The organism is Candidatus Polarisedimenticolia bacterium, assembly GCA_036001465.1.
GTDB lineage: Bacteria > Acidobacteriota > Polarisedimenticolia > Gp22-AA2 > Gp22-AA2 > Gp22-AA3.
On the sequence record DASYUH010000040.1, the window covers coordinates 1 to 21,265 of the forward strand.

A 21,265-nucleotide genomic window follows, 5' to 3' on the forward strand; every position below is an offset into this window, starting at 1 on the left:
GATGAGAGCGCTGATGGAGGGGATCGGCCGATGTCGCATCGTGAAACTCCTCTCGAGGCGCGCACCGGCTCGGGGGTCGGTTATATCACGGGACGAATCGGAAGGGCCGCGCAGCAGGACGCACGGCCGGACGACGCTCAGGCCTTGCCGAGCGGCTCGTTGATCTCTCTGGATGGGACGGCGCGCGCCAGGGCCTTGAAGGTGCCGCGCTCGGCGATCTCCCTGGCCGCCTCGAAGAAGCCGGACCAGGCGGCCCTCGCGAGGGCGCCCCCCACGCTGATGCGGCGGACTCCCAGGGCGGCGAGATCGGCCACGGTCGTGGAGTCTCCCGCGGCCAGAACATTGACCGGCTTCGGCGCGACCGCTTTCACTACCGCCGCGATCTCGTCCCGGCTCCTTATCCCGGGCGCATAGAGGCAGTCGGCCCCCGCCTCGGCATAGGCGACGAGACGGCGCAGCGTCTCCGCGAGATCCGGGCGCCCGGCGATGAACCCCTCGGATCGGCCGGTGAGCAGGACGCCGGGCCCGCTGGCGTCGATCGCCCGCCGCGCCGCCCTGATCCGCTCGACCGCCAGCGGAAACTCGAAGAGCGGCCGGGCCGCGTCGTGCGTCGAATCCTCGATGGACAGACCGGCGATGCCGGTCTCAACCGCGGCCGCGACATGGCGACCGACCGCCTCGGGCTCGACGGCGAAGCCCCCCTCGAAGTCGGCGTTGACCGGCACGCTGACTCCCGCGGCCATGACGCGAAGATGCTGCAGCGCCTGCTCGAGCGACACGTGGTGGTCCGGCAGTCCCTGCGTCCAGGCGAACCCGGCGCTGGTCGTGGCCAGCGCCTTGAAACCGAGGCTGACCAGGAGCCGCGCGCTGCCGAGATCCCAGGGATTCGGGATGACGAAGCAGCCCGACTCGTGGAGGCGGTGGAACAGGCGGCAGGCTTCGGAAACCCGGAGCACGCGGGCACGATAACACACATCGCGAATGGCCTGCGGCCGGGCGTTTCGCCCGGGAGCAGCTCCGGATCTAGATCTTCCCGAGCAGGAGGATCGATCCGGTCGGTTGCGGAGATCCGCCGGCCGGCTCGTCGGTCACGGCCGCGGCCACGATCGGACCGGCCTCCGGCGGCGCCGCGAACCGGCCGCCGGCGGCCTCGAGGGTGGCCTGCTGGAACGTGCCGGCGCTGACCTTGGCGGTCGCCGTGATGAGCCACAGCTGGTAGGTCTTTCCCGGCATCGCGGGCGGCAGGTTCGAGGCGAAGAGCTGCCAGTCGGAGCGCTGGCGGTCCCAGAAGAGGCGCGCCGACCAGGCCGCCTGCGGGCCCTGGCCGGCCAGATCGGCGACCAGGACGCCCGGCCCGCTCACCAGCCGGATCGACTCCTGCGCGGCACGCACCTGCTGCCGCAGGGTGGCCATCTCCTCCTCCCGCCGCTCGATCTGCAGGCGCAGGCCGGCGATCACCCTGCCGGCGCGCGTCGCCGCCAGGAGTCCTATCCCGAGCCCGGCGAACAGCGCCGCGGCGATCGCGATCAGGGCGCCGGCGCGCCGCGACACGGCGCGCGGTGGCGCGGGACCCCGCGCCGCCGGATCCCGCCCCTCCGTTCCCTCCGCCGCCGCGGTCGGGGTCATGTCCCGCCGGACGCGCGCCATCAGCCGGGTCCTCGCCATCTCCGAGGGCTCCTCGCCCGGCAGGGCGAACGGCAGATGGTCGAGCGCCTCCCGCGTGGCGGCCAGTTCTCCGGCGCAGCGGGGGCAGCCGTCTTCGAGGTGACGGCGCACCTGCGACTCCTCCTCGGGGCCGAGGAGATCGAGCCCGTGGAGCGGCAGCAGGTCCTTCAGCTCATCGCAGCGCATGCCTCCTCACCTCTCGAACTGCGCGCCGAGACTGTCGCGCAGCGTCATCAGGCCCTGCCGGATCCGCGTCTTCACCGTGCCGAGCGGCTCGCGGATCCGCGCGGCGATTTCGGAGTGGCTCAGTCCCTCGAAGTAGGCCAGCTCGATCGCCTGCCGCTGGGCGGGCGACAGGGCGCCCAGGGCGGCGCCGACCAGCCGGCGACGGTCGGTCAGATCCGCCGCCGCCTCCGGACCCTTTTCGACCGAGGCGCTCTCGTGGGGACCGCCTTCGGCGAGCGACATGCGGGCCAGGCCGGCTTCGCGCCGCCCGCGCGCCCGGAGGCGATCGATGGATCGGCTGCGACATAGGTTGAACAGCCACCCGGTCACCGTGCCTCGCCGTGGATCGAAGCTCGAGGCGTGGCGCCAGGCCTGGTGGAAGACGTCGGCCAGCACCTCCTCCGCCTCGCCGCGATCCCGCAGGATGCGCAGCGCCAGGGCGAACACCACCGTCCGGTAGCGATCGTAGAGGGACGACAGGGCATCCTGGTCCCCGGCGGACATGCCCGCGAGCAGTCCCTCGTCTGTGGCGGCGGTACCGGGTGGCATTCCGGGCGGCGGCTCCCGTGAAGCGGCTTCCATGACGATCTACGCCCGTGGTGGCGCGGCGGATGGTGCCGGCGCGCCACCGGGCGCGACCCGGCGCAGTCTACACCCATCCGATCCCCCTCCGCCGGCGTAGAGAGAGTCGAACCGCCCGCTGCCGGGGTTTTCGCTCCGCGGTCGGGCTTCGATGGGGTCGCCCTGGGGGCCCCGGGAGGAGGATGAAACGTGAGCCAATCCAAGAGAGCCATCGCCATCGTCGTGACGGCGCTTCTCGTGACGGGCCTGCCGGGGGGGCGCGGGCCGCAGGCCGCCAGCCACCGCGAGGCGCCGCTGACCGCCATCGACCGCACCGCCGACATCACCGACTTCTACGCCTTCGTCACCTACGCCGACCCGGACAAGGTGACGTTCATCCTCGACGTCGATCCGTTCCTGGAGCCGAGCAACGGCCCCAACTACTTCCCGTTCGACGACCACGTGCTGTATGCCATCCACGTCGACAACGACAACGATGCCGTGGAGGACGTGTCGCTCGAGGTCCGCTTCACCACCGAGATCCGCGCCCCGCAGGTGCCGGTCGGGCTCGTCGGCGCGGGGGGCGGCGTCACGGCTCCCGCGAACTCTCCGCCGCCCGTGGCGCCGGGCAGCGCGCTGATCCCGCCGGCCATCACGGCGCTGCAAGGTCCGGGCTCGGAGGGACTCAGCCTGCGCCAGGCGTTCACGGTGACGCTCGTGCGCGGCCACGGCCTCGCGGCCGTGCGCATCCCCCTCCCCCCCGCCGCCGGCGGGACGCTGTTCGCCGTGCCGAGCAACGTCGGCCCGCGCACCATGCCGGATTACGCCGCGCTGGCCAGGCAGGGGATCTACGATCTGGGCCACGGCGTGCGGGTGTTCGCCGGGACGATCGACGATCCGTTCTGGATCGATCTGGGGGCGACGTTCGACTCGCTCAACTTCCGCGTCATCCCGGATCACGACGTGAGCGGGAACGGAGGATACGGCAGCACGAACATCCCGGCGGTGCTGACCGACGGCCAGGACACGGCCGCCGCGAACTTCGTCTCGGACAGCGTCTCCGGATTCAACGTCAACGCCATCGCCGTCGAGGTGCCGATCACGATGCTGACCAGGAGAGGCACGCTGCCTCCGGCCGACAGTCCCGGCGCCACGCTCGGCGCCTGGGGGACGACCTCGCGCAGGAGCGTGAGCGTGCGGCCGAAGGGGGCCATCGGCCGCAGCGGCGTCATCGTTCAGTCGCTCGTCCCGGATGCCGCGTCGTTCAAGCAGGTGCAGCGCATGGGGAACCCATTGTTCAACGAGCTGCTCATCGGCACAGGGTTCAAGGATTTCTGGAGCCGCGCGCTGCCGAAGGACGACGCGCAGTTCGCCGCCTTCGCCCTCGACCCGCTCATCGCGCGCGTGGCCCAGGCGGCCTACGGCGGAGCGTTCGACATCGCGCCGGCCCCGCGCGCCGATCTGCTGCCGGTGGTGCGGTACCTGCCGCCGATCGCCGCCGCCGGAACGGCTGGCGGGCCGGTGGCCGATCTTCTGCGCCTGAACGTGGGGGTGCCGGCGACACCGTACGGGCAGATCGACCGGCTCGGGCTTCTGGGCGGAGATCGGGCCGGCTTTCCGAACGGCCGGCGTCCCCAGGACGACGTCACCGATATCGTCCTGCGGCTCGTGGTCGGCGGCGTTCTGGCGAACGACGCCGGCGGAGCGTCGCTGAACCGCTTCCCCAACAACCGTCTCGGTGACGGGGTGAACGTGAACGACGTTCCGTACGAGACCTCGTTCCCATACATCGCATTCGCCCAGAGCGGTCGCGACCGCAGGCACCTCGATCCAGGCGAGGCCGGCGGCGGACCGGTCAACTGAGGCCGGCGATGACGACGCGCGCCCCTTCCTTCGCAGGCACATGCCTCCTGATCGCGTGGCTCGCGCCGGTGGCGGCTTCGGCCACCGGCGCGCCGGCTGCCGGCGCCTCGGCCGAATCGGCCGGCCAGCCGGCGCTCTCTCCCGCCGAGACGCAGATTCGCGCCGCGCAGGAGCGCATCGCCGCCCGACGCGCCGACTCCCACGCGTACCTCTCGCTCGCGGCGGGGCTGACCCGGCGGGCGCGCGAGACCGGCGACGGCTCGTACTACGACCGGGCCCTCGAGGCTCTCGCCGAGGCCCGCCGGGTCGACCCCGAAAGCGTCGAAGCGGCGCGGACGCTCGCCTGGGTCCGCATGGGCCGGCACGAGTTCGCCCGGGCCAGGACGATCGCGCGCCGCTTCGCGGCCGCCCATCCCGACGACGACTGGAACCTGGGGACTCTGGGTGACGCGGCGATGGAGCTGGGACGCTACGACGAGGCGGAGGAAGCGTTCCAGCGGATGGTCGATCTGAGGCCGGGCCCGGCCGCTTACACGCGGGCCGCCTACCTGCGCGAGACCCGCGGGGATCTCACCGGGGCCCTCGAGCTGATGCAGATGTCGCTGCAGGCGACCGGGGCGCAGGATCCGGAAGACCGGGCCTGGCTGCTGGTGCAGATCGGCCACCTGCACGAGGTGATGGGCGAGCCGGCCCTCGCGGAGTCGAGCCACCGCCCGGCCCTCGCCGCGTTCCCCCGCTATCACTACGCCCTGGCGGCCCTCGCCGAGCTGGCGCTGGCCGCCGGCCGGGCCTTGGAGGCCGTCGATCTCGCGACCGAGGCGATCGCCACGGCGCCCCATGCGGAGCGCTACCTCGTTCTCGCCGACGCCCTGCGGGCGGCGGGGCGTGAAACCGAGGCGCACGACGCCGAGGACCGCTTCGAGACGGCGGCGCTCGCCGACACCTGGAAGGCCAACGAGAATCACGACCTCGTGCTGTTCTATCTGGACCGCCGTCCCGACCCGCCGCGGGCGCTCGAAATCGCCCGGCGGGAGGCCCGAATGCGGCGCGACGTCCAGACGCTCGATCGACTGGCCTGCGCCCGGTTGCGCACGGGCGATGTCGCCGCCGCCCGCCGCCTGATGCGGCGCATCCTGAAGGTCGGGACGCGCGATCCGTTGATTCTCCGGCACGCGCAGGAGATGGAGGCGCGCGGCCGTCCGCCTCTCTGACGGGTGGCTATTTCCGTCTCGGCCATCCCCGCCACCTGGCGTACCCAGGGTGGGGCGGGTTCGACTCCCGCCGCATACACGCCGGGTGTCGGCTCTGCCCCCATGCTACGATCCCGGGCCCGGGCGCAACGGCCGCGCGGCGCGGCCCCGGGATGGAAACCGCACATGCGGATCTCGCACCGGCGCACCATGATCATCCTGGGGGTCCTGTTCGCCCTGGTGTGGGCGGCGCTCTCGATCCGCCCGCTGTACCGCGCGGACTGGCTGCTCGAGAACGTCCTGGTCGTGCCCTTCGTCGCGTGCCTGGTCCTGACCAGCCGGAGCTTCCCCTTCTCGCGCCTCTCCTACGTGCTGATCTTCCTCTTCCTCTGCCTCCACGAGGTCGGGGCGCATTACACCTACGCCGAGGTCCCGTACGATGCGTGGTTCCAGGCCCTCACGGGCCGCACGTTCAATTCCCTGCTGGGCTGGGAGAGAAACCATTTCGATCGGCTGGCCCACTTCTGCTTCGGCCTGCTCCTCGCCTACCCGGTCCGTGAGATCTTCGTGCGGGTGGCGGAGGCCAGGGGATTCTGGGCCTACTACCTGCCGCTCGACGTCACCCTGTCCTGCTCCGCTCTCTTCGAGCTGATCGAGTGGGGGGCGGCGGTGGCGTTCGGGGGCGACCTCGGCATGGCCTATCTCGGCACGCAGGGGGATCCCTGGGACGCCCACAAGGACATGGCGCTGGCGACGCTCGGCGCCGTCCTCGCCATGCTGGCGACCGCCGCCGTTCATTTCCACCTGCAGCGCGATTTCGCCCGCGAATGGGTCGAGAGCCTTCGCGTCAAGAAAAAGCGCCCGTTGGGAGAGGACGAGATGCGCCGCCTGGCCAAGCAGTGACCGATCACCGACGGAGGGAAGCATGCATCTGATCATCGCGCTGATCGTGGGTGGGATCGTGGGCTGGCTGGCGAGTCTCTTCATGAAGACCAACTCCCAGATGGGGATCATCGCCAACGTCCTGGTCGGCATCGTCGGCTCCTCGCTCGGGCGATGGCTGGCCTCGGAGATCGGGCTGGCTGCCTACGGTCCCATCGCCAGCCTCCTGGTCTCGGTCCTCGGCGCCATGCTGCTGATCCTCATCCTGAAGGGGCTCCACTTTCTGAAGTGACGGGGCCGTTTCCCCGCGCAATTTCGGTACCCCCCGCCTCCCCGCCGCGGTATATTCCCGGCATCGTCCAAGCGCTGTCTCCCGCCGCCTCGCCGGGAAGGAGGGAGGGCTCCCATGCCGATCCTGACCAGAAACGTGTTCATCGCGCTGACGCTCGGGATGCTTCTCATCGCACCCTTCCAGGTCGACATGCTTCACGCAACCGTGCAGCCCGACGCCGACGGCGACGGGATCCCCGATTCCGTGGACAACTGCCCCGCGGCCGCCAACACCGGCCAGCAGGACGCGGACGGCGACGGTTCCGGCGACGTCTGCGACAACTGCCCCTTCGCGCCCAATCCCGCCCAGGAGGACCCCGACGGAGATGGACTCGGGACGGTCTGCGACAATTGCCCCACGACGCCCAATCCCACCCAATTGGACACCGATTCCGACGGAGTCGGGGATGCCTGTGACACCTGTCCGACCGTCCCCAACCGGGATCAGAATCCGCTCGTGTGCTCCACCTGCGCTTCCCCTCCCACGATCAGCTTCTCCAGCTCGCTCGGCAGGGGATCGGGCCTGGTGAGCTGGGAGAGCTGCGTCGAAGTGGACGTGATCGGATTCAACATCGTGATCCTCGATCAGCAGGGGAACCGGACCCAGCTGAATCCGGTCCTGATCCCCTGCGAGGAGTGCGTCACCGGGGTGGGGCACTCGTACAGCTACATCATCCCGAAGCACAAGAGCGGTCGAAACGTGTTCGTGGAGATGCTCCGCCTGAACGGCACGGTTCAGAGATCAGGTCCTGCCGTCAAGCAGTAATCGCGCCATCGGTTCCCGGGGCTGTGGAGGATCGAGGTCGCGGCGCTCTCAGGGGGCTTGGGCGCGGGCGATCTGCTGGAGGAGGGCGCGCACGTCCCGTCCGCGCCGCTGCGCCTCTTCGGCGTGGCGGCGGGCCTCGGCGGGACGCCGGGCGGCCAGGAGCGCCTCCGCCAACCCCTCGTGCGCCTCGCCGCGATCCGGCTGCAGGCGCAGCGCCCGCTCCCAGTCGCCCACCGCCTGCTCCGGCTGGCCGTTGTCGAAGTGCAGCCTGGCCAGCGCCCGGTAGGCGGGATAGGACTTCGGGTTGAGCTCGAGCGCCCGCTTCAGCGCCGCCTGGGCCCCGGCGGCATCGCCGTTCTCCGCCAGCGCCTCCCCCAGGCGCGTCCAGCCCGGCGCCCATTCGGGATTCAGGCCGACGGCCTTCCGGTAGGCCGCGATCGCCTTGGGGACATCGCCGAAGGCCCGCTGCGCGTCTCCAAGCGCGGCCTGGAGCGAGGGGGATTTCGCGTCCAGGCGCAGCGCCGTCTCCGCCAGGCTCACCGCCTCCGCCGCCCGGTCGCGGGCCAGGAGCACGGCGATCTTCTGTTGCAGGGCCGGAACCGATTGCGGGTTCGCCTTGAGGGCGCGCTCGATCGCCGCGCCGGCGCCATCCAGGTCATCCCGATCGATCAGGATCTGCGCCAGGCCGACCAGGGCCCCCACGTGATCGGGATGCTGCTTCAGCAGCTCCTTGTAGACACGCTCCGCCTCCGCGGTCTGCCCCTCGTCGTACAGCTTCGCGCCCCGCAGCGCCTGCGCGTCGATCTCCTCCGGCTCGCCCCGGCTCGAAGCGCGAGCCTCCGTTGCAGGCGAGGCGCTCGCATCGGCGGCGTTCGGCGCCGTCCCCTCGCCCCCAGCGCAGGCGATGACCAGGAGCGTGAGAGCGCAGCAGGTCGCGCCCAGGGGGCCGCGCCCCGGGCGGGCGTTCGGGCGTGGCGGGCACGGGATCAGCGGGTCAGTCGGCGTCATGGGGCCTCCCCTCAAAGTCCGCGCCGGCGATGCGCGCATACTCTACACCGGCTCGAGCGGGTTTTCCCTTGACAGCGGCTGCACCGGCGCGGTAATTTCAGGGACACCCTATTTGTCGATGCTTCAGGGGACAGCAAGGGTCCGGAAGGGGCGGGGCCGCCGTCGGCGTGCGAATGCGTTCGCCGGGCGGGGCGCGATTCACCTTTGATTCGGCAAGCGGCGAGGCGCGCGATGCGTGAAGTCTTCGAGCTCTTTCTGATCAAGCCGTCCCACTATGACGACGACGGGTACCTGATCCAGTGGGCCCGCACCTACACGCCGTCGAACTCCCTGGCTGCGCTGTACAGCATCGCCCGCGACTGCGCCGGGCGCCGCGTCCTCGGCCCCGATGTCGACATCCATATCACCGTGATGGACGAGGTCGTCACCCGGATCTCGACCCGAAGGATCGCCCGGCAGATCCGCAGGTCCGGCGGCCGGGGGCTGGTGGCCCTCGTCGGAGTCCAGTCGAATCAATTTCCGCGCGCGGTCGACATCGGACGCCGGGCCCGCGCGGCCGGCCTGCAGGTCTGCATCGGGGGATTTCACGCGGCCGGCAGCCTCGCGATGCTCCCCGAGCCGCAACCGGAGATCCGCGAGGCCTGGAGCCTCGGCATCTCGATCTTCTCCGGAGAGGCCGACGGACGCCTCGAAGAGGTGCTGCGGGACACCTGGCAGGGCCGGCTGAAGCCCCTCTATGACTACCGCGCCGACCTTCCGGACCTGGAAGGGGTCCCGGCGCCGTTCCTGCCGCGGGAGGCGGTCCGCCACGTCAGCGGGCTCAGCAGCTTCGATGCCGGGCGCGGCTGTCCGTTCGAGTGCAGCTTCTGCACCATCATCAACGTGCAGGGCCGGAAATCCCGCCATCGATCGGCCGACGATGTCGAGAAGATCATCCGGGCCAATCACGCCCAGGGCGTGTGGCATTTCTTCATCACCGACGACAATTTTGCCCGCAACCGCAACTGGGAGCCGATCCTGGATCGCCTGATCGAGCTGCGCCGGCAGGGGATCAGGATGCGGCTGACCATCCAGGTCGACACGTTGTGCCATCGCGTTCCGCACTTCATCGAAAAGGCCGGCCGCGCCGGCGTCGACCGCGTCTTCATCGGGCTCGAGAGCATCGCCCCGGACAACCTCGCGGCGGCCAAGAAGAGGCAGAACCTCATCACCGAGTATCGGACCATGCTGCAGGCCTGGAAGTCGATCGGCGCTGTCATCATGTGCGGCTACATCCTCGGCTTCCCGCACGACACCCCGGAGCGCCTGAAGCGCGACATCGAGGTCATCAAGCGGGAGCTGCCAATCGATCTGCTCGAATTCTTCATCCTCACGCCGCTGCCGGGATCGGAAGACCATCAGGTCCTGCATCGCAAGGGCGTCGCCATGGACCCCGATCTGAACAATTACGACACCGAGCACGTCACCACGCACCACCCGGTGATGTCGGACGATGACTGGCGTGCGATCTATCGTGACGCCTGGCTGATTTACTACGAGCCGCGTCATATCGAGACCCTGGTCCGGCGCGCCGTGGCCTGCGGGATTCCTGCCTTCAAGATCACGGGAAGCGTGCTGAGGTTCTACGGCAGCGTGACGGTGGAAGGGGTGCATCCGCTGCAGGCGGGTTTTCTGAGGCGCAAGTACCGCCGGGACCGGCGGCCGGGGCTGCCACTCGAGTCTCCGTTCGTGTTCTACCCCCGGTACGCCTGGGAGATCCTCTCGAAGCAGTCGCGCCTGTTCCTCCTGTCCCGCCGGTACGCACGCATGCGCAAGCGGATCGAGGCGGACCCGGCGTCGGCCGCCTACACGGACCTGGCGCTCACTCCCGTGACCTCGGGCGAGGTCGAGGTGCTCGAAATCTTCAGCGCCACCGAATCGGCCAGGCAGGCGGTCGAGAAGGCGAAACGGAAGATCGCCGCGCGCTCTCCCGGCTCCGCCTTGAGCTCTTCAAGCGTCACCGCAACCTGAGCCCCTACCCGCCCCGACCCGGGCTCCAGGGGCCTGTCCGGGTATTCGGCCGGCCCGACGGGCCGCTGAATTCCTGCATTCATGACCCCCGGTGCAGCCTGTCTGCGTATACCTCTGTGAGGTCATCGACCATGACACGACCGGGCGAACACCGCAGGACCGGCAAGGCGATGTTGTTGATTCCGCTCGCCATCGGCCTGTGCGCGGTCTCCTGGACAGTCGCCGCCCCCCCCGATACGCCCCGGCTGACCCCGCCGGTTGTCGATGCCCGGGTCCCCGAGACGAAGGTCACGTCGGAAGACGAGAAGGACCGCGAAAAGCGGGCCTCCGAGCGCCCCACGGAAGTGCGCTTCCGCAACGGTCACGTCCTGGGGCCTCCCAAAGGCCCCGGCCCGGCCGACGGTCAGGTCTTCGAGGGCATGCACGTCCTGCAGTTTCCGGGCCCCGTCGACCGGGCCGCACGGAAGGTCGTCGAGAAGCTGGGGGTGAGGGTGCACGACTTCGTGCAGGGAAACGCCCTGGTGGTCGAAGTGCCGCCTGGGGCTTCGCAGGGGCTCCTCCATCTCTTGAGGTCGGGGCGGCTCAGACGGCTCGAGCGCCTGCCGGCCGAGGCGAAGCTGGCCCGCGAGCTCGCGACCGCGGGGGACACAGAGCAGCGCGTGACCGTGGTCTTCTTCAGGACGCCGGGCGACGCGGATCTCGAGGCGCTCGCCGGGTCGATGCGAATCGAACAGATCGATTCGGGAGCGGTTCCGTCGGCGCGCGGGTGGCTCGCCGCGGGGCGGGCCCGGGCGGTCGCGGACCTCGACGTCGTGCGCTGGATGGAGCCGTACGAGCCGGCCAGCCTGCATAACATCGAGGGGACGATGTCCGGCGGCGCCGACGCGGTCGCGGGGATCGGCGCCTTCACGGGGGCGGGGGTGCGCGTGGCGATCGACGACTCCGGGATCGCCCGGCCGGGCGCGGCCTCCGACTGCTTCATAGCGTCCTTCGCCTACCACCCCGACCTGGCGGGCAGCCGCATCGCCGACCAGTGGGATTTCTATCATGGCGACGACAACCCGTGCGATGACAACGGCCACGGGACGCACACGGCCGGCACGATCGGCGGCGACGGCAGCTACAAGCGCGACTTCACGGGTGTGGCGCCCGACGCCACCCTTCTCATCTACAAGGACTGCTGCGACAGCTTCAACCACGGGTTCGGAGAATTCGCCAGCCTCCTGGCCCGGGCCGCGGCGCACGATGCCCAGGTGGTGGCCAACTCCTGGGGCGGCTACAACGGCGTGTACATGGTGGACGCCTACTACGCCGACAGCGCCGTGCGCGGAACCTGGAACGGCAGCAACGGCCAGCCCCGACGCATGGTGCTCACCATCTCGTCGGGAAACGACAACGACCTGAGCGCCTCTCCCGGCACCGGCAAGAACGTCATCACCGTCGGCGCCACGAAGAACGGCAACTGGCCGGCCGACGCCTTCGATTGCTTCAAGTCGCCGACCTGCGAGAACGGCTGCGATTGCGACTTCGGTCCCCTGTGCGGCGACAACTACCAGCCCGAGTCCGACCGCATCTGCTTCAGCAACCACGGGCTGATCGACACCGACGGGGACGGACACACGCGCATCAAGCCCGATCTCGTGGCGCCTGGCACCAACACCATGTCGGCGGCCCCTTTCTATCTGCTGCCCGGCGCCCCGCTGTACCAGCTGAAGTCGGGGACCAGCATGGCGCAGCCGGTGGTCGCGGGGACGGTGGCGCTCATGCTGCAGGCGTTTCCGGTGCTCTCCCAGTGGCCGGAGGCGCTCAAGGCGAAGCTGCTCGCGACCGCCGTCGATCTGGGGGACGTGACCCAGTACGGCCACGGCATGCTGGACTCGTTCCACGCCATCTACGATGCCGACGGGCTGACCACGCCCCTGTGGGTGGCGAACGCGACGCCGGGGACCGGCTCCGAGCTGAACTACAACTTCGCCGTGCCGGCGGGCTTCAAGGAAGTGCGCGTCGATCTCACCTGGAGCGACCCGCCGTCCCTCTCGACCGAGGTCGTGGACGACCTCGATTTGCGGATCTACGACGGCGCGGGCACCCTGGTCGGCGCCTCGGTGTCGTTCGACGACACGGTCGAATCGGTGCGGCTGAACGGGGGCACACCCGGGACCTGGCGGGCCAGCGTGCGGGGCTACAACGTCCCCGATGGAAGCGCCCAGTTCGGCCTGGCAGGGGTCGTCGTGTCGCAGTTTCCCGGTGTCGTCACCGACGCCGCCAGCGTCCAGGCCTGCATCCGCCCGGGGGACCCGTTCGTCGTGAGTTCGACCCTGTCGGGGAGCGGGGCGCCGGGCGCGGCGGGAGAGATCATCCTCGATTTGCCCGACAACTCTTCCCAGTTCTCCCTGGAAGATGCCACCATCCAGACCAACGACCCCGGCCGCCAGCACACGTACCTGGCGAGCGAGATGGCGCACGATGCGCCGTCGAACCGTTACTCCATGACCGTGGGGCTGGTGAGCCCCTTCGTGCAGCGCGACGTGGCGTGGGGGCTGCGCGCCGCGTCGGGCCTCCTCGAGGGGACGTACCCGCTCCCCATGCAGGGGCAGGCCTTCGGCACCTTCCCGTACGTGACGTATCCGAGCGTCACCGTCGACACGGCCCCGCCGGGGGGCGTCGGCGCCCTGACGAGCGCGGACCACGTCGAGGGGTTCTGCTCGAACGACGAGTCCGTGACGATGCAGTGGAGCCCGGCAGGCGACGGCGCCGGCTGCGGCGTCACCGGCTACAGCGTGAGCTGGAGCGCGGTCGCGCCGGCGACCCCCGACACGACCCGCGACATCGGAGCGGTCACGGATTTCACCGCCTCGCTTGCGCAGGGGGCGTCGCGATACTACTTCAACATCCGGGCCGTCGACGGCATCGGCAACTGGTCGGGCACGACGCAGTCGTGGGGGCCGATCAAGATCGACACGACCTCCCCCGGCTACGTGACGTCGCTCACGAGCCCGACCCATCCCGTGAACGCCTGCACCGATCAGGGGTCGGTCCAGCTCCAGTGGGCCGCGGCCCCCGACGACAATTGCGGCGTCGCGGGGTACAGCATCTCCTGGAGCGCCGACGTCCCGGAGGTCCCCGACACCGTGCGCGACATCGGGGCGGTGCAGAGCGTCCAGACCATCCTCATGCCTTCGAATGCCCGCCGCTACTTCAACATCAGGACCGTGGACAACGCCGGGAACTGGAGCGTGGGGTCGATTCCGTACGGCCCTCTCGTGGTCGATACGATTCCGGGCGCCATCGCGAACCTGATGCTCGCGCCGGCCGGGGGGGACCTGGCGTTCGCCTGGGACGCCCGGCCGGACGCCGATTTCTACCGCGTCTATCGCGACACCAACCCGGCCTTCCTGACGGCGACCCAGATCGGCCGCGACCTCGCGACCAACAGCCTGCTGCAGCAAGACGGCCTGGCCGGCGCCGAGCCGATCGTCTACTACCGCGTCCTCGGGACGAACGTCTGCGGAGCCCCCGGGCCCTAGGCTCGTCGCCGTCCTTCATCACGACTATCATATTGAGATGCTGCGACGAAGCCTGAAACGGGCCACTTCGGCCGCGATCCTCGTTCTTCTGGGGGCGGCCGCACCGGCGGCTCAGGTTGACGAGCCGCTCTATCCGGATCTCCCGAACTTCCACAAGGTCGACGAGCATCTCCTTCGCGGCGGACAGCCGGGGGCCGGCGGTGTCGCCAGGCTCAAGGCCCTCGGAGTGCGCACCATCGTCAACCTGCGCCACGAGCCGGCGCGCGTGAAAGCCGAAATGGATGAAGCGGCGGCGGCCGGGCTCCGGTACTTCAGCGTTCCGATGTACGGTCTGGTCAGGCCGACCTCCGAACAGGTCGCCCGCGTCCTGGGCCTCATCGGCGACAAGGACAACTGGCCCGTCTTCATCCACTGCAAGGCGGGGGCGGACCGGACGGGGGTGATCGTCGCCTGCTATCGCGTCGCCCAAGCCGGATGGACGGCCGAGAAGGCGATCCGGGAGGCCCTCGACTACGGGATGATGAGGATCGAATTCGCGAAGCGATCGTTCGTCAGGGATTTCTACGCGAGCCTGCAGAGCGCCGGCGGGAGGATGGCGCATGACGGCTTGGCCCATCCCGTCCCAGCGATGCCCCATGCAGGTCCCGAGCGATGAGAACGTGCGGCGTCCTGCTCCTGATCACGGCCCTCGCCTTCGCACCCGCACTGGGCCACCCGACCCAGGCGTCTCTTCCTGCCGCCACGACCGCCGAATCGATGTCGTGCCTCTGGGTGAAGCCGGCCGATATCTCGTCGCGCAACCTGTTCTACGGCCCGGGCGGCGCGGGCCTCGTTCCGCGGCCGGATGTCGCCTACCGGTTCCAGGACCTGGATACGACCGGGCACTCGGGTGGATATGACGTCCAGGATCCGCAGGGGCGGACGTGGGACGTGAAGATTGGCGACGAGGCGCAGTCCGAGACCGTGGTGTCGCGCATTCTGTGGGCGATAGGTTATCACCAGCCGGCCACCTACTACGTCCCGAGGTGGCGCATGATCGGCGGCCCCACGGCGAGGCCCGAGCCCGGGCGATTCCGGTTCGAATCCGACCACAAGAAGGACGGCGAATGGTCCTGGCAGGAGAATCCCTTCGTGGGCAGCGTGCCCTATCGGGGCCTGGTGATCGCGAACCTTCTGCTGAACAACTGGGATCTTGCGGCCGAGAACAACCGGATCTACAGAGTCAAGGATGCCTCCGGGCGCCGCGCGACGTGGTTCGTCGTGCAGGACCTGGGCGCGGCGCTCGGCAAGAGCCGCTGGCCTCTGGGCAGTCGCAACGTCATCGAGGACTTCGAGAGCCAGGATCTCGTCATGGATTTCGAGAACGGCCGCGTGACGTTCGATTTCCACTCCCGGCACAAGGAGCTGTTGAAGGAGATCACCGCGGCGGACGTCGTGTGGACCTGCCGTCTGATGGCCCGGCTCACGGACAGGCAGCTTCACGATGCGTTCCGGGCGGCGGGGTACACGCGGGACGTGCGGGAGCGATTCGTCCGCAAGATCAAGCAGAAGATCCGGCAGGGGCTCGCGCTCGAGACGCGTACCGGGGGGGCGGTGTGAGGCGCCTTCTTTCGGCTGCGCGCCTCCATCCGCTCCGGGTCGCGATCGGGATCGTCGGCGTCTTCGCCGTGGTCGCCGTCACGCACGTGTCTCGGGGCCAGGGCTCCTCCCCGGCCGAGGTGCACGAGCTGCGCGACCTGAACGTCACGGCGCAGGATCTTCTCGAAGAGCTGCAGGCCGCCGCCGTGCGCCTGCCGCTGGCGGCCGCCCTGGGAACGATGCTCGCGCTGCGCCCGAGACGCCGCGGCACGCCCATCCGGGACGCGGCGGTCGTGCAGACCCAGATCGTCCTGGCCGCCGTCGGCGCCGTGATCATGCTGATCGTCGGAGCCAGCCTGGCGCGCGCCTTCGCCGTGGTGGGCGTGGCCAGCCTGATCCGCTACCGATCGAAGGTCAACAACCCCAAGGACGCCGTCGTGATGCTGTCGTCGCTTGCGGTGGGACTGGCGTCGGGCGTCGGTGTGATCGGACTGGCCGTCTTCTCGACCCTGTTCCTCGTCGCCATCTTGTGGGTGATCGAGGGCTTCGAGCCGCGGACGCGGGTCTTCGAGCTGTCGGTGAAGCTCGGGGACAGGACCGCGGAGCTGAGGCCGAGGATCGAGGCGGTGCTGCGCGGCTTCAAGGCCGCCTACGAGCTGCGCGCCGTATCGGCGGAGGAGGCGTCGTACCACGTGACCGCGCCGCACGAGATGCGCACCGATCGCGCCTCCCAGGCCTTGACGGCGCTGGTGCCGGACGAACAGGGCGCCGTCGTATGGAACGAGAACCCGACGACGACGCAGAAGTAGCGAGACCGTATAATGCGGGACGCCGCGACCGACAGAAGCGCCACGTGCATCGAGGTGAGACATGAGCAGAGTCAAAGTCATCGCGATCGTCTTGATTGTGGCCGGGGTCCTGGGGCTGGTCTACGACAGGTTCACCTATACCCAGGAGTCCCACGACCTCAAGATCGGCTCGCTCGAGGTGTCCGTCAAGGACAAGGAGACGGTCAACATCCCGATGTGGTGCAGCGTGGGGGCGATCGCGCTCGGCGCCCTCCTGTTGCTCGGCCGGATGAAGGCCTGATGAACCGGGTGTGCCAGGCCAGGTCGAGGGTCACTTCCAGATGCACGCATCCAGGCCGTCACGCTGGACCTCCGTGATGCGATCGATGAGAGCGCGCGTGCGGCTCTCGACATAGGGTCCCGCGTCCACCACGCGCCAGTCCTCGGGATCGGGCAGCACCGCGGCCAGCCGGGCGGCCTCGGCCTCATCCAGCCGGGCCGCCGGCTTGTGGAAGTAATATTCGGCGGCCGCTTCGGCGCCGAATACCCTGGGCCCGAACTGCACCTCGTTGAGATAGATCTCGAGAATCCGCCGCTTGGACCACAGCGCCTCGATCATCACCGTGAGATAGGTCTCGAGCCCCTTGCGCAGCCAGTTGCGATGGGGGGTGAGGAACACGTTCTTCGCCGTCTGCTGGCTGATCGTGCTGCCGCCGCGCACGCGCCGCCCCCGGTCGTTCTGGCGTATCGCTTTTCCGATGGCCTGCCAATCGAACCCGTGATGCGTGCAGAACGTGTCGTCCTCGGCGCCGATGGTGGCGCGGACGAGCGCCGGGGATATGCCCTCGAGGGGCGTCCAGACTTTGTAGATCGTGCCCTTCCTCCACCACGTGGACACGGCGAGCGGCGTGGTCGGCGGCGGCAGGAAGCGGTAGACGAGCGTCAGGCACACCGGCAGCGCGACGAGCGGCACGAACACGACGAGGACGATACGGCGCGCCCACGACATCCGCGCGCCTCCGTGGCCCGACCACAGCCGATGCAGAAGTCTCGTGCTCATCGCCGCTGCCGCGATCCTGGGCGGCACGAATCGGACAGTGACCGCACGCCCACCGCATTCTAGATGAAAGTGCCCGACGGAGAAGGGAGGGGCGCCAGGCGCAACCTCCGAGCGCGAAGAACACATAGTGGCGCCGAGAGTGTGGAGAAGAGAGGCGTTCACGGGCGGGAACTGTCCTGTCTTGGGAGTTCACCCGCGAACGGGGCAATGGCCCTACTCGGGTGCGGCTCCAGGTTCCGGTGTAAGCTCGATTCTGGCCCGCATCTTGATAGATGCCGGTCATGGACCGCGCCGTCATCGTCGAGTTGGTGCGCCCGGAATCCTTCGTTCCTGCCTTCTGCCCGTGGCCGGAGTGCGCTGAGCACCGGCGACGTACCGGGACCTTTCGCTGTCTTCCCCACGGCTCCTACCGGCGGCGATGCGACGGTCGGGTCGTGCCCCGGTTCCGCTGCCTCAGCTGCGGTCGCACCTTCTCCCAGCAGAGCTTCGCGTTTTCCTATTACCTGAAGCGTCCGGAGCTGAGCCGGCCCATCGCCGCCGGCCTGGTGGCCGGCTCGGCGCATCGCCAGATCGCCCGCAGCCTCGGCTGCCACCACAGCACGGTCACCCGGCGCTCCCGCCGGTTGGGGCGCCATGCCCTGCTGCTGCACCAGACGGCACTTCAGGAGCTCGCCGTCGCCGAGCCGATCATCGTCGATGATTTCGACAGCTTCGCGGGGTCGCAGTATTTCCCCTGCACGCTGCCCACGGCCACTGGTTCGAACTCCTGGTTCCTCTATGGATTCGCCTTCGCCCGGGAGAGACGCCGGGGAACCATGAGCCCCACGCAGAAGAAGCGCCGCACAAGTCTTGAGCGACTCTACGGCCGCCCCCCGCACGGCTCGGTCACGGCCGCGTTTTGCTCGCTGCTCCGGGCGCTTCCGCCAGCCCGGGGCCGGCTGCGCATCGTCGCCGACGACGACCCGGCGATAAGGCGTGCCGCGAGCGCACTCCCGCACCTGCATCTGAGCGCCTACCCAAACCCGGTGCGTGGCCCCAAGGGCAGCCGCCGCACTCTCGAGGCCCGCCAACGGGACCGGGCGATGTTCCCGAACGACCAGCTGCACCGCTTCCTGCGCCACAGCCAGGCCGCCCACCGGCGCGAGACCATCGCCTTCGGGCGCAGCTACAACGGCCTGGTCGACCGACTGGCCCTGTTCGTGGTGTGGCGCAACCTGGTGCAGGCCCGCTCGGAGCGGCATCCAAGAGATGGCACCACCGCAATGCGGCTCCGGCTCACGACCCGGCCCTGGAGCTGGGGCCAGGTGCTGGCGGAGCGGCTCCACGTCGGCCGAATCCAGGCAGGTCACGAAGTGATGCGGCATTATCGCAGGGAGCTGGTCATCCCCTCCCTGCCGAACGAGCAGCGTCACACCCTGGTACGCGCCTTCTGATGCGAAATCGCCTCTAGAGAACACACTCCACTCTTACTTGCTTCCACACTCTCAGCGCCACCATGCACCTCTCAGGGCCAGCGGCAGGCGCGCAACCCACGGCGGGAGCGATCGGCCACGATCGCCAGCAGGCGCCGGTCGAGGCCGAGGTGCGCCGCGATGCGCACCTCGAGGCCGGCGTGGCGTCTCCGCGCCGCGACCGCCGCTTTCGGCAGGTCGCGGCGGACGTGCCCTCCGAGGTACAGAAAGTAGGGGACGATCAGGATGCGGGTCGCCCCCCGGGCGACGCAGCGGTCGATGCCGGCCCTGATGTCGGGCGTCGCGGCCTCGAGGTACGCGATCTCGACGGCGCGGCCGGGGAACAGGGGGCGGAGCCCCCGGGCGAGGTCACGCAGCAGGCGATTGGCGGAGGCGACCCGGCTGCCGTGTCCGATGACGAGGAGCGCTGCACGCCGGACGCGCGGCCGGGCCGCACGCCGCGCATGCTGCGGGGCCGCCCGCCGCCCACTGGCCTTTCGTCTCATCGCGCCGGACCCAGGACGCGCGCGCGCAGGCGTCTGCCGCCGTCGGTCACCTCGACCACCTCCCGGCCGGCATCCTCGTCCCGCAGGTACGCAAGGGCCACCACGCGGTCCTCTCCCGGGACCACGGCCGCGCTGGTCAAGGAGCCGATCGTCTCCCCCCCCGACTCGATCGGCGATCCCGGCGCCGGCAGGCCGTCCCGGATCTCCAGTCGCACCAGGCAACGCGAGACCTTCTTGTAGGTGTTCAGGCGCGCGATCACCTCCTGACCGACGTAGCACCCCTTGTTCAGCGAGATGGCGTCGTGGAGCCGCGCCTCCCAGGGGTTGTATTCCTCGGTCAGCTCGCGGCCGGCCAGGGGGAGGCCGGCTTCGATGCGGAGCGCCTCGATGCATTCGGGGCCCGCCACGAGGAGTCCGGGGGAATGGTCCAGGATCCCCTGCCGCAGCGCGGGGAGCGCGTCGGCCCCGGCGGTCAAGTGAAACCCGCCACCCCCAAGAGGGAACGTGCGCGCCAGGATCGCCGTGGATCCCGAGAACCCGACGGCTGTCGCATGGTGCACTGGCCGCTCCGCGGCCTCCGGCCCGAACAGGGCCGCGGCCCGCTCCGAGGCGCGGGCTCCGTAGAGCCCGAGGGTGCCGTGGGAGCGCTCCAGGTCCCGGACCTTCACGTCCTCGCGGAACGTGTAGCGATCGATGTAGGCGACGACGACGGCGCTCCGACCCGGACCGGTGAGGCAGAGAAGGCGATCGTCGAGGTGATGCAGGACGACCAGATCGACGAGACGTCCCTTGTTCGTGACGAAGGCGGTCGCGGTCCCCTGCCCCGGAGCGAGGCCGCGCACGTCGTTGGTGGTGAGGCGGTGCAGGAGATCGGCGGCGTCCTTCCCGGTAATTTCGAGGCGGCCCAGGTCCGTCCGATCGGCGAGGACGGCATCCGCGCGCGCCGCGCGGTACTCGGCGGCGGGATCTCCGGGCGTGCCCTCCATGGTCATGAGGGAAGGTCGGCGAACTCGGCGGCGGCGCGATGCGGGATGGCGCCGGCTCTGTGGCCCTGCAGCAGGAGCTCGTCGATGGCCCGCCGGCCGGCCGGTCCGTAGTCGAGCGTGAAGTCGTTGACGTACATGCCGACGAAGCGATCGGCAAGCGGCCGGCCGATCCCCCGGCCGAAGTCGAGCGCGTAGGTCAGCGCCTCCCCCCGGTGGGCGAGGCCGAAGGCGATGCTGTCCCTGAAGAACGCGCCGATCTCGGCGATGGCCCGGGCCCCGAGGTCGCGACGGATGGCGTTTCCGCCCAGGGGCAGCGGCAGGCCGGTCCGCACCTTCCACCACGCCCCCAGATCCAGCACTTTGTGCAGCCCCGACTGCGCGTAGGTGAGCTGTCCTTCGTGGATTAGGAGCCCGGCTTCCACGTCGCCGCCCGACACCGCAGGCAGGATCCGATCGAACGGCATGACCTCCATGCGCACATCGCCCAGGGCAAGGCGGAGCGCCAGGGCGGCGGTGGTCAGCCGGCCGGGAACGGCGATCGTCATGCTCTTCAGGGCGTCCAGAGGCTCGGGCCCGCGGGTGACCAGGATCGGCCCGTAGCCGTCCCCCATGCTCGCTCCGCAGGGCAGGAGCAGGTAGCGGTCCGCCAGGTAGGCGTAGGCGTGAATCGAGACCGCGGTGACCTCGATGCTCCCCTCGAGCGCCAGGCGGTTGAGGCTCTCGATGTCCTTGAGGACCTGCTCGACCTCGTAGTCCCCCGTCGGGACCCTGCCCGAGGCCAGCCCGTAGTACATGAAGGCATCGTCCGGATCGGGACTGTGTCCGATCCGGACCGTGCGGCGTTTCGGCTCCGAAGGTGGCTGCATGCC

General features: G+C 69.8%; 19 protein-coding genes and 1 pseudogene. 12 read left to right on the forward strand and 8 right to left on the reverse strand.

The window, feature by feature from the left end; translation table 11 throughout:
* Positions 1–137: 137 nt before the first annotated feature.
* The 3 genes from VGV60_07740 to VGV60_07750 form a co-directional block, all read right to left on the reverse strand.
* Positions 138–956, reverse strand: a complete 819-nt coding sequence (locus VGV60_07740) for an isocitrate lyase/phosphoenolpyruvate mutase family protein (GenBank protein HEV8701146.1) — start codon at positions 954–956, stop codon at positions 138–140.
* Positions 957–1,023: 67 nt separating this feature from the next.
* Complete coding sequence (locus VGV60_07745; GenBank protein ID HEV8701147.1) at positions 1,024–1,851, reverse strand: anti-sigma factor; 828 nt, start codon at positions 1,849–1,851, stop codon at positions 1,024–1,026.
* 6 nt (positions 1,852–1,857) lie between these two features.
* Positions 1,858–2,439, reverse strand: coding sequence for a sigma-70 family RNA polymerase sigma factor (locus VGV60_07750; protein ID HEV8701148.1), 582 nt, complete (start codon positions 2,437–2,439; stop codon positions 1,858–1,860).
* 222 nt (positions 2,440–2,661) lie between these two features.
* Between VGV60_07750 and VGV60_07755 the strand changes: the two genes are divergently transcribed.
* The 5 genes and pseudogenes from VGV60_07755 to VGV60_07775 all read left to right on the forward strand — a co-directional run bounded on the left by VGV60_07755 (position 2,662) and on the right by VGV60_07775 (position 7,182).
* Positions 2,662–4,314, forward strand: coding sequence for a DUF4331 domain-containing protein (locus tag VGV60_07755; protein ID HEV8701149.1), 1,653 nt, complete (start codon positions 2,662–2,664; stop codon positions 4,312–4,314).
* An 8-nt stretch (positions 4,315–4,322) separates the two neighbouring features.
* Positions 4,323–5,525: a tetratricopeptide repeat protein gene (locus VGV60_07760; GenBank protein ID HEV8701150.1), complete on the forward strand. Its 1,203-nt coding sequence runs from the start codon at positions 4,323–4,325 to the stop codon at positions 5,523–5,525.
* 165 nt (positions 5,526–5,690) lie between these two features.
* On the forward strand, positions 5,691–6,407 hold the full coding sequence (locus VGV60_07765) for a DUF2238 domain-containing protein (protein HEV8701151.1): 717 nt from the start codon (positions 5,691–5,693) through the stop codon (positions 6,405–6,407).
* 22 nt (positions 6,408–6,429) lie between these two features.
* Positions 6,430–6,678, forward strand: coding sequence for a GlsB/YeaQ/YmgE family stress response membrane protein (locus VGV60_07770; protein ID HEV8701152.1), 249 nt, complete (start codon positions 6,430–6,432; stop codon positions 6,676–6,678).
* A gap of 213 nt (positions 6,679–6,891) precedes the next feature.
* A pseudogene (locus VGV60_07775) lies at positions 6,892–7,182 on the forward strand (thrombospondin type 3 repeat-containing protein).
* A gap of 348 nt (positions 7,183–7,530) precedes the next feature.
* Here the strand turns inward: VGV60_07775 and VGV60_07780 are convergent.
* On the reverse strand, positions 7,531–8,490 hold the full coding sequence (locus VGV60_07780) for a tetratricopeptide repeat protein (GenBank protein HEV8701153.1): 960 nt from the start codon (positions 8,488–8,490) through the stop codon (positions 7,531–7,533).
* A gap of 231 nt (positions 8,491–8,721) precedes the next feature.
* Here VGV60_07780 and VGV60_07785 point away from each other — a divergent pair, with 231 nt between their 5' ends.
* From VGV60_07785 to VGV60_07810, 6 genes are all read left to right on the forward strand, one after another.
* Positions 8,722–10,500, forward strand: a complete 1,779-nt coding sequence (locus VGV60_07785; protein HEV8701154.1) for a radical SAM protein — start codon at positions 8,722–8,724, stop codon at positions 10,498–10,500.
* A gap of 131 nt (positions 10,501–10,631) precedes the next feature.
* Positions 10,632–14,027, forward strand: a complete 3,396-nt coding sequence (locus VGV60_07790) for a S8 family serine peptidase (protein ID HEV8701155.1) — start codon at positions 10,632–10,634, stop codon at positions 14,025–14,027.
* Between the two features lie 37 nt (positions 14,028–14,064).
* Positions 14,065–14,682 (forward strand): tyrosine-protein phosphatase, encoded by a 618-nt coding sequence (locus VGV60_07795; protein ID HEV8701156.1) that lies wholly within the window; start codon positions 14,065–14,067, stop codon positions 14,680–14,682.
* A complete protein-coding gene (locus tag VGV60_07800) occupies positions 14,679–15,626 on the forward strand; it encodes a hypothetical protein (protein HEV8701157.1) in 948 nt (315 codons plus the stop codon). The genes VGV60_07795 and VGV60_07800 overlap by 4 nt, the downstream gene beginning before the upstream one ends.
* Positions 15,623–16,414 carry a DUF4956 domain-containing protein gene (locus VGV60_07805; GenBank protein ID HEV8701158.1) on the forward strand — a complete coding sequence of 264 codons (792 nt, stop codon included), beginning with the start codon at positions 15,623–15,625 and terminating at the stop codon, positions 16,412–16,414. The genes VGV60_07800 and VGV60_07805 overlap by 4 nt, the downstream gene beginning before the upstream one ends.
* 61 nt (positions 16,415–16,475) lie before the next feature.
* The gene (locus VGV60_07810) at positions 16,476–16,694 is read left to right on the forward strand and encodes a hypothetical protein (GenBank protein HEV8701159.1); all 219 of its coding nucleotides are present in this window, start codon (positions 16,476–16,478) and stop codon (positions 16,692–16,694) included.
* A 30-nt stretch (positions 16,695–16,724) separates the two neighbouring features.
* On the opposite strand, the gene mtgA is transcribed toward VGV60_07810, so the two are convergent.
* The gene (gene mtgA / locus VGV60_07815) at positions 16,725–17,402 is read right to left on the reverse strand and encodes a monofunctional biosynthetic peptidoglycan transglycosylase (protein ID HEV8701160.1); all 678 of its coding nucleotides are present in this window, start codon (positions 17,400–17,402) and stop codon (positions 16,725–16,727) included.
* Between the two features lie 485 nt (positions 17,403–17,887).
* Here mtgA and VGV60_07820 point away from each other — a divergent pair, with 485 nt between their 5' ends.
* A complete protein-coding gene (locus VGV60_07820; protein HEV8701161.1) occupies positions 17,888–18,886 on the forward strand; it encodes a hypothetical protein in 999 nt (332 codons plus the stop codon).
* A 71-nt stretch (positions 18,887–18,957) separates the two neighbouring features.
* Here the strand turns inward: VGV60_07820 and VGV60_07825 are convergent, their stop codons facing one another.
* Genes VGV60_07825 through VGV60_07835 form a run of 3 tightly spaced genes read right to left on the reverse strand, consistent with a single transcriptional unit; the run spans position 18,958 to position 21,262 of the window.
* Complete coding sequence (locus VGV60_07825) at positions 18,958–19,410, reverse strand: CbiX/SirB N-terminal domain-containing protein (GenBank protein HEV8701162.1); 453 nt, start codon at positions 19,408–19,410, stop codon at positions 18,958–18,960.
* Positions 19,407–20,402: a glycine cleavage T C-terminal barrel domain-containing protein gene (locus tag VGV60_07830; GenBank protein ID HEV8701163.1), complete on the reverse strand. Its 996-nt coding sequence runs from the start codon at positions 20,400–20,402 to the stop codon at positions 19,407–19,409. Before VGV60_07830 ends, VGV60_07825 begins: the two co-directional genes overlap by 4 nt.
* On the reverse strand, positions 20,399–21,262 hold the full coding sequence (locus VGV60_07835; GenBank protein ID HEV8701164.1) for an MqnA/MqnD/SBP family protein: 864 nt from the start codon (positions 21,260–21,262) through the stop codon (positions 20,399–20,401). The genes VGV60_07830 and VGV60_07835 overlap by 4 nt, the downstream gene beginning before the upstream one ends.
* Positions 21,263–21,265 lie beyond the last annotated feature (3 nt).

Excerpts from the sequence above, each read along its gene's own strand:
- VGV60_07745 (HEV8701147.1), bottom strand. The coding sequence starts at position 1,851 with ATGCGCTGCGATGAGCTGAAGGACCTGCTGCCGCTCCACGGGCTCGAT.
- VGV60_07750 (HEV8701148.1), bottom strand. The coding sequence starts at position 2,439 with ATGCCACCCGGTACCGCCGCCACAGACGAGGGACTGCTCGCGGGCATG.
- VGV60_07760 (HEV8701150.1), top strand. The coding sequence starts at position 4,323 with ATGACGACGCGCGCCCCTTCCTTCGCAGGCACATGCCTCCTGATCGCG.
- VGV60_07765 (HEV8701151.1), top strand. The coding sequence starts at position 5,691 with ATGCGGATCTCGCACCGGCGCACCATGATCATCCTGGGGGTCCTGTTC.
- VGV60_07770 (HEV8701152.1), top strand. The coding sequence starts at position 6,430 with ATGCATCTGATCATCGCGCTGATCGTGGGTGGGATCGTGGGCTGGCTG.
- VGV60_07780 (HEV8701153.1), bottom strand. The coding sequence starts at position 8,490 with ATGACGCCGACTGACCCGCTGATCCCGTGCCCGCCACGCCCGAACGCC.
- VGV60_07785 (HEV8701154.1), top strand. The coding sequence starts at position 8,722 with ATGCGTGAAGTCTTCGAGCTCTTTCTGATCAAGCCGTCCCACTATGAC.
- VGV60_07790 (HEV8701155.1), top strand. The coding sequence starts at position 10,632 with ATGACACGACCGGGCGAACACCGCAGGACCGGCAAGGCGATGTTGTTG.
- VGV60_07795 (HEV8701156.1), top strand. The coding sequence starts at position 14,065 with ATGCTGCGACGAAGCCTGAAACGGGCCACTTCGGCCGCGATCCTCGTT.
- VGV60_07800 (HEV8701157.1), top strand. The coding sequence starts at position 14,679 with ATGAGAACGTGCGGCGTCCTGCTCCTGATCACGGCCCTCGCCTTCGCA.
- VGV60_07810 (HEV8701159.1), top strand. The coding sequence starts at position 16,476 with ATGAGCAGAGTCAAAGTCATCGCGATCGTCTTGATTGTGGCCGGGGTC.
- mtgA (HEV8701160.1), bottom strand. The coding sequence starts at position 17,402 with ATGTCGTGGGCGCGCCGTATCGTCCTCGTCGTGTTCGTGCCGCTCGTC.
- VGV60_07825 (HEV8701162.1), bottom strand. The coding sequence starts at position 19,410 with ATGAGACGAAAGGCCAGTGGGCGGCGGGCGGCCCCGCAGCATGCGCGG.
- VGV60_07830 (HEV8701163.1), bottom strand. The coding sequence starts at position 20,402 with ATGACCATGGAGGGCACGCCCGGAGATCCCGCCGCCGAGTACCGCGCG.
- VGV60_07835 (HEV8701164.1), bottom strand. The coding sequence starts at position 21,262 with ATGCAGCCACCTTCGGAGCCGAAACGCCGCACGGTCCGGATCGGACAC.